The organism is Sphingomonas sp., assembly GCF_042096255.1.
Taxonomy (GTDB): domain Bacteria; phylum Pseudomonadota; class Alphaproteobacteria; order Sphingomonadales; family Sphingomonadaceae; genus Sphingomonas.
The window spans coordinates 1-14170 of record NZ_JBELLZ010000087.1 but is presented as its reverse complement, the minus strand read 5'-3'; the positions used below and the strand labels follow the sequence as shown (position 1 = coordinate 14170).

Here is a 14170-nt window from a genome sequence, read left to right as displayed (position 1 = left end):
CTGGCGATGCCGGTGGCGCTCGATGGCTGGCGCGTGGTGACGTTGCGGCCGGTGCCGCAATCAAACGAGGAGGCATAGATGGTGGAGAAGGGATCGGCGTTCCTGCTCAAGATCGGCGACGGGGCGGCGACGCCAAGCTTCGCGACGGTGGCGGGGATGCGCACCACGCAGCTGTCGGTGAACGGCGAGGCGGTGGTGGTGACGCACAAGGAATCGGGCGGGTGGCGGACCCTGTTGTCGGGCGCGGGGGTGCGGCACGTCAGCGTCTCGGCGGCGGGGGTGTTCACCGGTTCGGCGGCGGAAGCGCGGGTGCGCGCCAATGCGCTGTCGGGCGTGCTCGACGATTATCGGCTGACCTTCGAGGGCGGCGAGACGATGACGGGCAGATTCCTGGTGACGCGGCTGGACTATGCCGGGGATTACAATGGCGAGCGGAGCTACACACTGGCGCTGGAGAGTTCCGGCGCGGTGGTGGCGGGGTGAGCTGCTGCATACGCAGACGAGGAATCATCATCCGTTCGTGCTGAGCGAAGTCGAAGCACATGGGCTGGCGTTGTCGCGTGCCCTTCGACTTCGCTCAGGGCGAACGGAGGTTGGAAGGGGAGGATGGGAGGATGAGCAGGACGGGAGTGCCCAATCCGGTGCGGGGCGAGGCGGGGGTGCGGGTGGCCGGCGAGATGCTGGTGCTGCGCCCGAGCTTTGCGGCGCTGGTGGCGGCGGAGGGGGAGCTGGGGCCGCTCTTCGCGCTGGTAGAGCGGGCGGCGGAGGGGCGGCTGGCGCTGGGCGAGCTGGTGGCACTGTTCTGGCACTGCCTGGCCGAGCGGCCGGCGGGGCTGACGCGCGACGCGTTCGGCGAAGCGGTGGCGGCGGGGGGACTCGCCGCGGCGACGCCGGCGCTGGGGGTGCTGCTGCGCCAGATCGTGGCGGGGCGGTGAGGGGTGCTGCTCCCCTCCCTGGAAGGGAGGGGACGGGGGTGGGTGGCGTGCTCGTGATGCCGAAAGGTGAGGGCTTGGCGAGCCGTACCACCCGGCCTCCACCCACCCCCAGCCCCTCCCTTCCAGGGAGGGGAGATTTTGGTGCCGCAGCCGCGCGGCTCGCCGGGCTGGCCGGCGTCGCGTTCGGGTGGAGCCCGGACGCGTTCTGGCGGGCGACGCCGGCGGAGTTGGGCGCCTTGGTGCGCGCGATCGCGGGGGAGGACGTGGCGCCGCCCGATGCGGCGGCGATCGCAAGGCTCAAGGAGGCGTTTCCCGATGGATGAGGAAGTGGAGCGGCTGGTGATCGGCGTGCGCGCCGACGCCAGCGGGTTGCAGCAGGACGTGGCGGCGATGCGCGCGGGGCTGGAGGGGCCGCTGGCGGCGGGCTCGGAGCGGGCGGGGCGGGCGATCGAGGCGAACCTGTTGCGCGCGGTGCGTGGCGGGCAGATCGGCTTCGAGGAGCTGCGCCGCGGCGTGCTTTCGGTGATGGACTCTATCGCGGCGGCGTCGCTCCGGACCGGGGTGGAGGCGCTGGTCGGCGGCGGTGGCGGCGGGCTCGGGAGCGTGCTCACCACGCTGCTGGGCGGCGCACCGGGGCGGGCGACGGGCGGGCCGGTCTCGCCCGGGCGGCCCTATTGGGTGGGCGAGCGCGGGCCCGAGCTGTTCGTGCCGACCGCGAGCGGATCGGTGATGGCGACGCCCCAGGGCGGGCGCGAGGTGCGGGTGTCGATCACGGTCAATGCGCCCGCAGGCGCGGCGCCCGAGGCGATGGCGCGGAGCGGGCGGCAGGTGGCGCGGGCCGTGCGCCGCGCGCTTGAGGAGGCGTGAGATGGGCTGGTGCCTGGTGGACGAGCGGCGCGCCGAAGGGTTCGTCGGCCGGTTCGACGCGCGCTTCTGGACAGTGAACTTCCCGCGGCCGATGATGGCCGCCGCGACCAATCCGGCGCCCGATGCGGTGCGGGTGGATTGCGTGTTCTACCGGCAGAACGACCTAGCCGGGGTGATCTGGGAAGCGGAGGACCGGCACGACCATCCGCTGCTGCGCTACGAGACGGCGCGGGACTTTCGCGGCTGTCGGCTGAGTTTCCGCTGGCGATCGGCGGGGGTGCGCGCGCTGGATGCGGTGCATGGCCCGGTGCTGACGATCGAGGGGCGCGATGCCGAGGGGAGTCCCCGCAGCTGGTACGTGCGGCTGTGGAACTATGCGGTGGGTACGCCCGAGGACGCCGAGGTGGCGATCGACTTCGCCGCGGTGGCGGGCGGGTTCGTCCATCCCGACGAGGCGGTCCCGGTGTGGGCGGGCGACGTGGACCGGATGTTCGTTTCGCTGGTGCCGCCCGGCTATACCGAGGCCGATGCGCCGCTGGCCGCGGCCGAGGAGGGATGGGCGGAACTGTCCGCGATCCGCTGCGATGGGCCGGGCGCGGTGCTGGCGATCGGCGAGGCGGTGCTGCCCGAACATGGGCTGGGGATCGCGACCGGCTATGATGACAGCTACAACCTGACGCCCGCGCGATTGCTGCGCAACATGCTGCACCTCGGCTATCGCGGCACGATCAACCATTATGTCGGGATGAGCCATTACTTCCGGCTCGACGGCGACGGGCTGGCGACGCGCACCGGCGGGGCGATCAACGCCCCATGCGCGGCGTGGCACCGGGCATTCGCGGAAGGGGCGGCGGCGCTGGGGCTGGGGGTGATCTGGTCGCTGTCCTACGAGCTGTTCGACGCGCATTGCCCGGAACGGTGGAAGCAGCGCGCGGCGGACGGCACGCCGGCGCTGACCGGGTGGGCGCCGCCTTCCACCCTGCTGTCGCCGAGCAACGTTTCGGCGATGACCTTCCTGCGCCAGGTGGCGCGGCGGTTCGTCGGGATCGGGGTGGCGGCGGGGCTCCAGCCGCGGTTCCAGGTGGGCGAGCCGTGGTGGTGGACGCGCGCCGACGGCACGATCTGCCTGTACGATGCGGCGGCGGAAGCGGCGTTCGCGCCGGTGCCGATCGCCAGCGTGCGCGGCGCGCTTTCCGAGGCGCAGCGGGACACGCTCGATCGCGCGGGGGCGGCGCTGGCTGAGTCCACCGCGGCGCTGGCGGCGGCGGTGCGCGCGGACCATCCGGGCTGCGAAACCTACCTGCTCGCCTATCTGCCGACGGTGCTCGACCGCGCCGCGCCCGAGCTTTGGCGCGCCAACCTGCCGGTCGGCTGGGCACGGCCGGCGTTCGACGTGCTCCAGCTGGAGGATTACGACTGGGTGACCGCGGGGCGGAGCGCGGACACCGCGGCGGGGGTGGCGGCGGCAGAGGCGCGGCTGGGCTATCCGGCGAGCGAGCAGGAGTATCTCAGCGGCTTCGTGCTGAACGCCGCCGACCGCGCGCAATGGCGCGAGATCGACGCGGCGGCGGATGCGGCGCGGAAACGGGGCGTGCGCCGAACCTATGCCTGGGCGCTGCCGCAGGTGCTGCGCGACGGATATGTGCATTGGGACGGGGAGGGCGAGGTGGAGGCGTTCGACGACGTGCTGTTCCCGCTGGCGCTGGGGCAGGAAGCGGAGGTGTCGCCCGAATATGCCACTGCGGTGGTGGCGAGCGCGGGCGGGCAGGAGACGCGCAACGCGCGCTGGGCGGCGGCGCGGACCCGCTACGATGTAGGGCCGGGGGTGCGCAGCGAGGCGGACATCGCGGCGCTGCTGGCGTTCTTCCGCGCGCGGCTCGGGCCGGCGCGCGGCTTCCGGCTGCGCGACCCCTTCGACAGTGTCGGCGCGGGCGAGGTGCTGGGCAAGGGTGACGGCGTGCGGCGCAGCTTTGCGCTGGTGCGGCGTTATGGCGCGACCGAGCGGCGGGTGACGCGGCCGGTGGCGGGCAGCGTGCGCGTGTTCGTGGACGGGGTGGAGACGGCGGCGTTCGTGCTGGAGCCGCTGGGGATCGTGGCGATGGAAGCGGCGCCGGCGGCGGGCGCGGTGGTGACCGCGAGCTTCGCCTTCGACGTGCCGGTGCGCTTCGCCGAGGACCGGCTGACCGTGACCCGCGCGACCTTCCTGGCGGGCGCGGCGGCGAGCGTGCCACTGGTGGAGGTGCGGGAGGGGTGAGGTCCTCCCCCGCAAGGGGAGGGGGAGCGCCGCCGAAGACGGTGGGAGAAGGGCGGTGCGGCCGGCGGCGCCGCTTGGGGTGGGCGCCCCTCCACCATCCGCGATGCGGATGGTCCCCCTCCCCACTGCGTCGGGAGGATTGCATGAACGACCAGCTACACAGCGTCGCGCTCGCCTGGACGATCGCGCGGCGGGATGGGGTGACGATCGGGCTGACTGATCACGATCGCGACCTCGTGATCGATGGGCTGCTTTACGCGGCGGCGCCGGGGATGACGCCGTCCGCGGTGAAGCGGAGCGGCGACCTGGAGGCGGACACGACAGAGATCGCAGGGGCGCTGACCGGCGCGGCGATCGGCGAGGCGGACCTGCTCGCGGGACGGTGGGACGGCGCGCGGGTGCGGGTGCGTGCGGTGGACTGGACCAGTGGCGACGTGCGTGCCGAGCTGGGCGGCGGCACGATCGGTGCGGTGGAACTGGGCGAGAGGGGATTTACCGCCGAGCTGCGCGGTGTGGCGGCACTGCTCGACGCGCCGATGGCGGAGGCGACCAGCCCCGGCTGCCGCGCCGAGCTGGGCGACCGGCGCTGCCGGGTGGCGATGGCGACGCGGCGGCGGTTCGCGCGGGTGCTGGCGGTGGTGGAGACGGTGGTGACGCTGGATACGGCCGAGCCGCTGGCCAATGCCTATGGCGACGGGCTGCTGCGCTGGTTCGGTGGAGCCAATTGCGGGCTGGAGAGCGCGGTGGCGCGATCGGCGGACGCGACGGTGACGCTGCGCGCGCCGCCGCGGCTCGCGGTCGATCCGGGCACTTTGGTCGAGCTGATCGAGGGGTGCGACAAGACGATCGCGACCTGCACCGCACGGTTCGGCAATGCGGCCAACTTCCGCGGCGAGCCCTATCTGCCCGGTATCGACCTGTTGACCCGGTATCCGGGCGCATGAGCGCGGTGGCGCGCGCACGGGTCCTTCTGGGCGTGCGGTTCCGCGCGCACGGGCGCGATCCGCGTTTCGGGCTCGACTGCGTCGGGCTGGCGGGGGCGGCGGTCGGCATCGAGGTGCCGGGCGGCTATGCGCTGCGGACCGGCGACCCGGCGGCGATCGAACGTGCGCTCGCAGATGCCGGGCTGATGCCGGTGATCGAGGCGGCGGCGGGCGACCTGCTGGTGCTGCATGCCGGACCGGGCCAGCTGCATCTGGCGATCTCCACCGGCGGGGGGATCATCCATGCCGATGCGCGGGCTCGGCGGGTGGTGGAGCGGCCGGACGTGCCCTGGCCGGTCCTGAGCATCTGGAGACGATAGATGGCGACTTTGGTGCTGGGCGCGGTGGGCGGCGCCATCGGCGGGCCGATCGGCGCCGCGTTGGGCGCGCTGGCAGGCAACGCCATCGACCATGCGGTGCTGCGCCCGGCGCCACGCGAGGGGCCGCGGCTGACCGACCTGCGCGTGCAGACATCACGCTATGGCGCGCCGATCCCCAAGGTGTGGGGGACGATGCGGGTGGCGGGCTGCGTGATCTGGGCGACGGACCTGATCGAGCATCGCGATCGTGAGGGCGGCGGCAAGGGGCGACCCGATACGGTGAGCTACAGCTACACCGCCTCGTTCGCAGTGGCGCTCTCCGCCCGGCGGGTGGCGGGCGTGGGGCGGATCTGGGCCGACGGCAAGCTGATCCGCGGCGCCGCGGGCGACTGGAAGGTGGAGACCGGCTTCCGACTGCATCCGGGCGACGAGGACCAGCCGGTCGACCCGCTGATCGCGGCGCACGAGGGCGCGGCGGCGCCGGCGCATCGCGGCATTGCCTATGCGGTGTTCGAGGACCTGGCGCTGGCCGACTTCGGCAATCGCATCCCCTCGCTGACCTTCGAGCTGATCGCCGATGCAGGCGCGGTACATGCCGGAACGGTGATGGCGGAAGCGAGCGGCGGGGCGGTGCTGGCCGATGCGCCGTTGCTGGAGCTGGGCGGCTTCTCGGGGCAGGGCGCGGTGCGCGACACGGTGGCGATGCTGGCCGAGGCGGCGGGCGCGTGGTTCGCGCCGGGCGTGGAGGGCGTGACGGTGCGGAGCCTCGCCGGACCAGTGCAGGCGATCGTGGATGCCGGAGCGGGCGATGGTGGCCGGCGGATGCGGGCGGTGCGGCCGATCGAGGCGGTGCCACGCGTGCTCTCGGTGGCGCATTACGACCCGGCGCGCGACTATCAGACCGGGGTGCAGGAAGCGCGCCGGCCGGGTGCCGGGCGTGCCGAACGCCGCGTCGAGATCCCCGCAGCGCTCGATGCGGGCAGCGCCCGTACGGTGGCGGAAGCGCTGCTTGCGCGGACCGAGGCGACGCGGGTGCGGCGCACGGTGACGTTGGACATCGGCGCGGCGGGGATCGCGCCCGGAGACGTGGTGTCGATCGCGGGCGAGGGCGGGACGTGGCGCGTTGCCTCCGCCGAGCTTGCCGAAGCCGTGGTGACGCTGGAACTAACGCCGCTCGTGCCGGCACCGCTGGCGCGTACCGCCGATCCGGGCCGTGCGCTCGGTGCGCCGGACCTGGCGATCGGGCAGACGGTGATCGCGGCGTTCGAGCTGCCACCGCTCGACGGGACGGCGGCGGGCGCGCCGCGGGTGGTGGTCGCGGCGGCGGGCACGGGCGCGGGGTGGCGGCGCGCGGCGCTGCTGACCAGCCTGGATGGTGCGAGCTGGCGGGCGGGGGGCATGACCGCGCTGCCCGCGGTGATCGGCGCGGTGGCCGAGCCGCCGGGCGCCGGTCCGGAGACGCTTGTGGACCTTGCCAACAGCGTCGAGGTGGACCTGCTCCACCCCGGCATGGCGCTCACGGGCGCGGACGATGGGGCACTCGACGGCGGCGCCAACCTGGCGATGGTCGGCGGAGAACTTCTGCAGTTCGGCGCAGCGGTGCAGACCGGGCCGGTGCGCTGGCGGCTCTCCCGGCTGCTGCGCGCGCGGCGCGGGATGGCGGCGGCGCATGCGCCGGGCGAGCGGTTCGTGCTGGTCGAGGCGGAGGCGCTGGCGTCGCTGGCGGTTCCGGCGGCGCAGATCGGTGGAGTGCTGCGCGTGCTGGCGAGCGGCGTAGGCGACGGCGATGTGGCGGCGAGCGGGATCTCCGAGATCAGCGGCGTCTCGGTGGCGCCGCCCGCGCCGGTGCATCTGCGCGTGGAGGCGGCGGCCGATGGCGGGGGCATGCTGCGCTGGACGCGGCGGAGCCGGCTGGGGTGGACGTGGAGCGACGGCCTCGACGCGCCGCTCGGCGAGGATCGCGAAGCCTATCGGGTGAGCGTGGGCGCGCGCAGCGCGGTGACGGACGTGCCAGAGCTTGCGGTCACCGCCGCCGAGCGCGCGGCGCGCGCGGTGGTGACGGTGCGGCAGATCGGCACGCTGGCGACGTCTGCCGCCGCGACGATGACCTTGTGAGGAGACGGACATGGACGGAACCGCACGGCTGGCACTGCCGCTGATCGCGCCGGGGCAGGCACAGAAGGAGATGACCCACAACGAGGCGCTGGCGCTGATCGACCTGGCGGTGCAGGCCGGGGTGACCGCGGCGCGGGTGGACGCTCCGCCCGCGACGCCGGTGATCGGCGAATGCTGGATCGTCGGCGACGCGCCGGAGGGCGCATGGGCGGGACAAGCCGGCGCGCTGGCGGGCTGGACCGCGGGCGGCTGGCGGTTCGTCGCTCCACGCGAGGGCATGAGCGTGTGGAGCGCGGGCGACACCATGGCCTGGACCTTCCGTGCCGGCCTGTGGCGCCGGGGCGAACTGCGCGGCCTGTCGCTGCGCGTGAACGGGCGCCAGGTGGTCGGCGCGCAGGCGGCCGCGATCGCCGCGCCCAGCGGGGGCGCGACGGTGGATGCGGAGGCGCGCGCGACGCTCTCGGCGGTGCTCGCGGCGCTGCGCGGACACGGGCTGATCGACACCTGATCGGGGCCGCTTTTTTTGTGTGTCGTTCCTGCAACAGTCAGCGATTTTGCGCGCTTGCGTGGAAACCAACGTTCCGATAGACGGTTTGCGCTGTCCGTTGGACACTGGAAAGGGGATTTTATGCGGAAGCTAGCCGTAGTTCTGGCGCTTGCCACAACCGCGCTCGCCACTCCTGCGCTCGCCCGCGATGATTCGTGGTACGTGGGCGTCGAGGGCGGCGGGATGATCGTTGAGGATATCCCGTACGACATCAACCGGGTCGACGGCCCGGATCAGGCTACCGTCCAGAAGGACTATGGCTGGGACGTCGGCGGCAACATCGGGTACGACTTCGGTCCGATCCGCGTCGAGGCCGAGGTGAGCTATCGCTCGGCGACCACCGAAAGCTATCGCAGCAACGTCGCCACCCCGGGCTTCACCGCCGCGGGTGCGCCGATTTCGTTTCCGGCGGGCACCCGCCGCAACGCCGGCGGCCGTGACACCGCGCTGAGCTTCATGGCGAACGCCATGGTCGATCTCGGCGACGACGACGGCATCCAGGGCTTCGTCGGTGGCGGCGTCGGCGTAGCGCGCGTCAAGGCGCGGACCGCCGTGCAGCGCGAGCTGAGCTTCATCAACGACAGCGACACCGTGTTCGCGTGGCAGGCGATGGGCGGTATCCGCGCACCGCTGACCGACCGTCTCGACGTCTCGGTGAAGTACCGCTTCTTCAACGCGTCGGACTTCCGTGTCACCGACATTGGCCCGCGGAACTTCAATGGCCGCTTCCGCAGCCACTCGCTGCTCGGCGGACTGACCTATAACTTCGGTGAGCCGGCTGCTCCGCCGCCGCCTCCCCCGCCGCCGCCGCCTCCCCCGCCGCCCCCGCCGCCGCCGCCGCCGCCGGTGGTGTGCTCGCCGGGTCCGTTCATTGTCTTCTTCGAGTGGGACAAGTCGGACATCACGCCGGAGGCCGCGTCGATCCTCGACAACGCCGTCACCCAGTACCAGTCCTGCGGCAACGCGCAGGTCATGCTGGCCGGTCACGCCGACCGTTCGGGCTCGGCCTCGTACAACGTCGGCCTGTCGCAGCGCCGTGCCGACGCGGTCCGGGCGTATCTCAGCTCGCGCGGCATCCCGGATGGCGTGATCTCGACCGAGGCGTTCGGCGAGAGCCGTCCGCGGGTCGACACCGCCGATGGTGTCCGCGAAGTGCAGAACCGTCGCGTGGAAGTCACCTACGGCCCGGGTTCGGGTCAGTAAGGACTTCGACCTTCGGGTTTGGAAAGATCAGGGGAGGCCGGGCAACCGGCCTCCCTTTTTCTTTGGTTCCGCGCGCGATGCGGCAGCGACTGGTGTGTGATCACCGACGTGTGATTCAGCCGGCCTGAGTCACTGCGGAGCCGATATGCTGCCGCGCCGCCGGGAGCGCGGACTGGATCCGTGCTTCATGCGGATCCACAAGGGCGCTTCAGCCTGCTGAATCAAGGATTCAAGACCGAACGCGCCATGGCGCGGTGCAGCGCGACAACCTTCTTACAGAAAGTTGTACGGATCGACGTCGACGATCACCCGCACCTTTGCCGGCCGTTCGACGCTGCCCAGCCACTCACGGATGACGGCCTGCACGTCCAGCATCCGGCGTGCATGCACGAGCAGGCGGAACCGGTGCCGCCCGCGCAGCATGGCGAGGGGCGCCGGCGCGGGGCCATAGACCGCCATGCCCTCGACTTGCGGCGCCGACCGTCCGATCGCGCGCGCGATCTCCTGCGCCGCCGCCTGGTCTTCGCTCGACACCACGATCGCCGCGAAACGACCGAACGGCGGCGCGTCGGCCTCGCGCCGAGCCTCCGTCTCCGCCACGTAGAAGCGCTCGGTATCGCCGGAAACCAGCGCCTGCATCACCGAAGCCGAGGGGCTGTGGGTCTGGATAGAGACATGCCCCGGCTTCTCGCCGCGGCCCGCGCGCCCGGAAACCTGGCGGATCTGCTGAAACGTGCGCTCGGCAGCGCGAAGGTCGCCGCCTTCGAGTCCGAGGTCGGCATCGACCACGCCGACGACGGTAAGGTTGGGGAAGTGATAGCCCTTGGTCACCAGCTGCGTGCCGACCACGAGGTCGATCTCCCCGGCTTCCATGCGTCCGACAAACTCGGCGGCCTTGGCCGGGCTCCAGATCGTGTCGGACGTCACCACGGCGATGCGCGCCTCGGGCCAGAGGGCGGCCGCCTCGTCGGCGATCCGTTCGACGCCGGGCCCGCAGGCGACGAGGCTGTCCTCTCCCGCGCACTCGGGACAGGCACGCGGCGTTGGTTCGAGATGGCCGCAATGATGGCAGGCCAGCCGGCGGGTGAGCCGGTGCTCGACCATCCAGGCGGTGCAGTTCGGGCATTGAAAACGATGACCGCAGGTGCGGCACAGCGTCAGCGGCGCATAACCGCGCCGGTTGAGAAACAGCAGCGACTGTTCGCCCCGCGCGAGCGCCTCGTCGATCGCGGCGACGAGCCGGCCGGAAAGCCAGCGGCCGCGCGGCGGAGGCTCGGCCAGCAGGTCGATCGTCTCGATCGCGGGCAGCTCCGCCGCGCCGAAGCGTGCGCCCAGCCGGACCTCGGCATAGGTGCCGAGCGCAACCTGGTGGCGTGTCTCGATTGCGGGGGTCGCCGAGGCGAGCACCGCCGGACAGGCCTCGAAACGCGCGCGCATCACCGCCACGTCGCGGGCGTGGTAGTGCACGCCATCCTCCTGCTTGAAGCTGGTCTCGTGCGCCTCGTCGACCACGATCAGCCCGAGATCGGCATAGGGCAGGAACAGCGCGGAGCGCGCGCCCACTACCACCATCGCCTCGCCGCTCGCGATCGCACGCCAGGCCCGCCGGCGCTGGGTGGCCCGAAGGCCGGAGTGCCAGGCCACCGGCTCGCAGCCGAAGCGATCGTGGAAGCGCCGCAGGAACGGTTCGGTGAGGGCGATCTCCGGCAGCAGCACGAGCGTCTGGCGCCCCTGACGCAGGGCGGTGGCGACGGCCTCGAAATAGACCTCGGTCTTGCCCGATCCCGTCACGCCGTCGAGCAGGGTCGGACGGAACGCCCGTGCCTCGACATCCGCCGCAAGGATATCGGCCGCCGCCTGCTGGTCAGGGGAGAGCGCAGGGGGAGCATAGTCTGGATCGGGACGGGGGTAGGGGCAGTCGACATCGACCTCGACCGCCTCGATTGCCCCGGCCTTGAGCAGGCCCCGGATCACGCCGTCTGACACATCGGCGATGGCGGCCAGTTCCCGGATCAGCCCCTGACGGTCCCCGATCCGTTCCAGCGCCTGCGCGCGCTGAGGAGTCAGACGGTCTGGGACATGGCCCGTCGCACGATATTCGATCGCGAGCTTTGCGCCTTCGAGCGCGCTGGACGACAGCGCCATGCGGACCACTGCGGCGGGCGGCGCAAGATAGTAATCAGCGGTCCATTCCACCAGTCGGCGCAGCGCGGCCCGGATCGGCGGCACGTCGGCGACGGCGAGCAGGTTGCGCAGACGATTGTCGCCGACCTCCGCCTCGGACGGCATGCGGTCGGCCTCCCATACGACGCCAAGCAGCTGGCGCGGGCCCAGCGGCGCCACCACGATCGATCCGGGCTCAACCCGCATGCCGTGCGGGACGCGGTAGTCTAGGGGGCCGAGAGCCGAGTTCAGGACGAGGACGCGGGCACGGGTCACGGCGCCCTATATGGGGCCGCGCGGACTCCGGGTGAAGCTATCCCGCCCGGCGCTCACCGCGCCGCTCGCCCCGACGCCGTTCGCCCTGGCGCGCGCGCTTGGCGGCATAGAGCGTCTCGTCGGCGCGGTGGACGAGGTCCCGCACGGTGTCGCCTTCGCGCAGCATTGCCGTGCCGACCGTGCCGGCACTGGGAATCGGCCCGGACACGCCGGTCACCGGCAGCCGGAGATCCGCTTCCAGGCGCCGCGCGAACTCCTCCGGATCGCGCGTGAGCCCGTTGTCGGTGACGATCAGCGCGAACTCGTCGCCGCCGAGGCGGGCGGCGAAGCTGCCGGCCAGCCAGGACGCGGACAGCCGGCGTCCGACCGCCTTCAGGACATCGTCGCCGGCAAGATGGCCGAGCGAGTCGTTCACCGCCTTGAACCCGTCGAGATCGACGAGCGCCAGCATCAGCGTGTCGCCACCGTCGGCGGACGCCGCGATCGCCTTTTCGATCGTCCGGTTGAACGCGGCGCGATTGGCGATCCCGGTCAGTTCGTCCTGATCGGCGGAGCGGCGCAGCGCCTGTTCCATCGTCCAGCGCTCCGTCACGTCCTGGAAGACGCCGACGATCGCCACCGGCTGTCCACCGGCAAGCTCCAGCTCGGCCATCGAGCGGACGCGTCGCCTTACGCCCTGCGCCGTGATGAGATCTACCTCGACGTCCATGATCGCGCCGGTTTCGATCAGCCTGGCCAGCGCTTCGCTGATCATGCCACGCGCTTTGGGCGGGTAGAAATCGAGCGCGCGATCCACCGTCATCCGCTCGCCCACCGGCACGCCGTAGATCCGGTAGACGTTGTCAGACCAGCCGAGCCCTTCGTCTTCCAGCGTAAGGCGCCAGGATCCGATCATCGCCAGCCGCTGCGCCTGCTGCATGATCCGCTCCTGCCGCTGGAGATGCTCGGCCTGAAGCGCGCTCTCTTCGGCGACGCGGATCGCCTCGCGCGCGGTGGCGCGTGCTGCGATCAGCGCATCGACCAGGATCGCCAGTTCACGCAGGCGCTCGTCGCCTGGCATCTCTAGACGGCGCGGCTTCGGATCGGCGACACACAGCGCGCCGATCCGCTCCCCGGTGGGCGCATGGATCGGCGTGCCGGCGTAGAAGCGGATGTCGTGCCTGCCATAGGCGACTCGTCGCGGTTCCAGGCGAGGGTCCGCCTCCGCATCGGGCACCACCATCACCTCGTCCGCCTGGATCGTGTACTGGCAGATGCTGAGTTCGCGAGGCTCCTCGATCTGGAGGTTGCCGTGGGACGCCTTCACCCACTGGCGGTCCTCGTCGATCAGGGTGACGGCCGCCCAATCGGTGCCAAGAAGCGCGGCTGCCAAGGAGACAATCGCATCAAACTCCCGTTCGGGCGCGCTGTTGATCAGTTCCAGCGCATGGAGCGCCGCGAGACGCCGCTCCTCGGCGGCATCGACGGGCGGCAGCATGGTCGCACGATCGGACATGGCAGCGTCATAGGCCCTAGCGGTTAACAACATCTCGCCGGGACGCGCCGGATCGGGCATGATCCGGCGGATGAGCGATCCTGCCGTGGACTATGGGTGCCATCTGGCCCGCGATCGGCGCCGATCACCGCATACGGTGCGCGCCTATCAGGCGACGGCGGAGCGGCTGCTGACATTCCTGGCCCGGCACCGCGGCGGACCGGTGGATACCGCCGGCCTGGCGGTCGTCGATGCCGCCGAGCTGCGCGCCTTTCTCGCGATGCGGCGCGGCGAGGGGCTGGGGAACGCCTCCGCCGCGCGGGAGCTCTCGGCCGTGCGCGGCTTCATCGCCTGGGCGGCGGGGGAGGCGGCCGTGCCGAAGCTCAAGGGCCCGCGGGTGAAGAAGGGCGTGCCGCGCCCGATCGCTCCGGACGAGGCGGTGGCCCTGGCCGAGGACGTGGCGGAGGCGGCGCGGACGCCATGGGTGGCGGCGCGAGACTGGGCGGTGCTGCTGCTGCTTTATGGCGCCGGGCTGCGGATCGGCGAGGCGATGGCGCTGACCGGCGCGGCGCTGCCGCTGAGCGAGACGCTGACCGTGACCGGCAAGCGCGCCAAGACGCGGATCGTGCCGCTGCTGCCGGAAGTGCGCGCGGCGATCGAGGCCTATGTCGCGGCCTGCCCCTGGCCGATGACGCGCGAGGCGCCCTTGTTCCGCGGCGCGCGCGGTGGGCCGCTGTCCGCCTCGATCATTCGCGCCGGCGTGCGCGCGGCGCGCGGGCGGCTGGGGCTGAACGCGCGCACCACCCCCCATGCGCTGCGGCACAGCTTCGCGACGCATCTGCTGGGCAGGGGCGCGGACCTGCGCGCTTTGCAGGAACTGCTGGGCCACGCCAGCCTGTCCTCAACCCAAATCTATACCGCGGTGGACGCGGCGCATCTGCTGGACGTGTATCGCAACGCGCATCCGCGCGCGTGACGGTCAGCCGCGGACGCTCAACCCGATCCAGAGTGTACGCGGTGTTGCCTGTTCGAC

General features: G+C 72.2%; 13 protein-coding genes. 11 read left to right on the top strand and 2 right to left on the bottom strand.

Annotated features, from left to right (window positions below; translation table 11 throughout):
• Positions 1–78: 78 nt before the first annotated feature.
• The 10 genes from ACFDTH_RS14400 (at position 79) to ACFDTH_RS14355 (ending at position 9224) form a co-directional block, all read left to right on the top strand.
• A complete protein-coding gene (locus ACFDTH_RS14400; RefSeq protein ID WP_375288249.1) occupies positions 79–483 on the top strand; it encodes a phage tail tube protein in 405 nt (134 codons plus the stop codon).
• A 131-nt stretch (positions 484–614) separates the two neighbouring features.
• Positions 615–935, top strand: a complete 321-nt coding sequence (locus ACFDTH_RS14395; RefSeq protein WP_375288248.1) for a GTA-gp10 family protein — start codon at positions 615–617, stop codon at positions 933–935.
• Positions 936–1009: 74 nt separating this feature from the next.
• Complete coding sequence (locus tag ACFDTH_RS14390; RefSeq protein ID WP_375288247.1) at positions 1010–1258, top strand: phage tail assembly chaperone; 249 nt, start codon at positions 1010–1012, stop codon at positions 1256–1258.
• Complete coding sequence (locus tag ACFDTH_RS14385; RefSeq protein WP_375288246.1) at positions 1251–1802, top strand: tail tape measure protein; 552 nt, start codon at positions 1251–1253, stop codon at positions 1800–1802. Before ACFDTH_RS14390 ends, ACFDTH_RS14385 begins: the two co-directional genes overlap by 8 nt.
• Before the next feature lies 1 nt (position 1803).
• Positions 1804–4056: a DUF2460 domain-containing protein gene (locus ACFDTH_RS14380; protein WP_375288245.1), complete on the top strand. Its 2253-nt coding sequence runs from the start codon at positions 1804–1806 to the stop codon at positions 4054–4056.
• Between the two features lie 143 nt (positions 4057–4199).
• Positions 4200–5000: a DUF2163 domain-containing protein gene (locus tag ACFDTH_RS14375; protein ID WP_375288244.1), complete on the top strand. Its 801-nt coding sequence runs from the start codon at positions 4200–4202 to the stop codon at positions 4998–5000.
• On the top strand, positions 4997–5359 hold the full coding sequence (locus ACFDTH_RS14370) for a peptidoglycan endopeptidase (RefSeq protein ID WP_375288243.1): 363 nt from the start codon (positions 4997–4999) through the stop codon (positions 5357–5359). The genes ACFDTH_RS14375 and ACFDTH_RS14370 overlap by 4 nt, the downstream gene beginning before the upstream one ends.
• Positions 5360–7474 carry a phage tail protein gene (locus ACFDTH_RS14365; protein ID WP_375288242.1) on the top strand — a complete coding sequence of 705 codons (2115 nt, stop codon included), beginning with the start codon at positions 5360–5362 and terminating at the stop codon, positions 7472–7474.
• A gap of 10 nt (positions 7475–7484) precedes the next feature.
• A complete protein-coding gene (locus tag ACFDTH_RS14360; protein WP_375288241.1) occupies positions 7485–7982 on the top strand; it encodes a DUF2793 domain-containing protein in 498 nt (165 codons plus the stop codon).
• A gap of 120 nt (positions 7983–8102) precedes the next feature.
• Positions 8103–9224, top strand: a complete 1122-nt coding sequence (locus ACFDTH_RS14355) for an OmpA family protein (protein WP_375288240.1) — start codon at positions 8103–8105, stop codon at positions 9222–9224.
• Between the two features lie 273 nt (positions 9225–9497).
• On the opposite strand, the gene ACFDTH_RS14350 is transcribed toward ACFDTH_RS14355, so the two are convergent.
• Together ACFDTH_RS14350 and ACFDTH_RS14345 are read right to left on the bottom strand one after the other, a co-directional pair.
• Positions 9498–11663: a primosomal protein N' gene (locus ACFDTH_RS14350; protein WP_375288239.1), complete on the bottom strand. Its 2166-nt coding sequence runs from the start codon at positions 11661–11663 to the stop codon at positions 9498–9500.
• 37 nt (positions 11664–11700) lie between these two features.
• On the bottom strand, positions 11701–13158 hold the full coding sequence (locus ACFDTH_RS14345; protein WP_375288238.1) for a diguanylate cyclase domain-containing protein: 1458 nt from the start codon (positions 13156–13158) through the stop codon (positions 11701–11703).
• A 70-nt stretch (positions 13159–13228) separates the two neighbouring features.
• On the opposite strand from ACFDTH_RS14345, the gene ACFDTH_RS14340 reads away from it, so the two are divergent.
• Positions 13229–14113 carry a tyrosine recombinase XerC gene (locus ACFDTH_RS14340; protein WP_375288237.1) on the top strand — a complete coding sequence of 295 codons (885 nt, stop codon included), beginning with the start codon at positions 13229–13231 and terminating at the stop codon, positions 14111–14113.
• Positions 14114–14170: the final 57 nt, after the last annotated feature.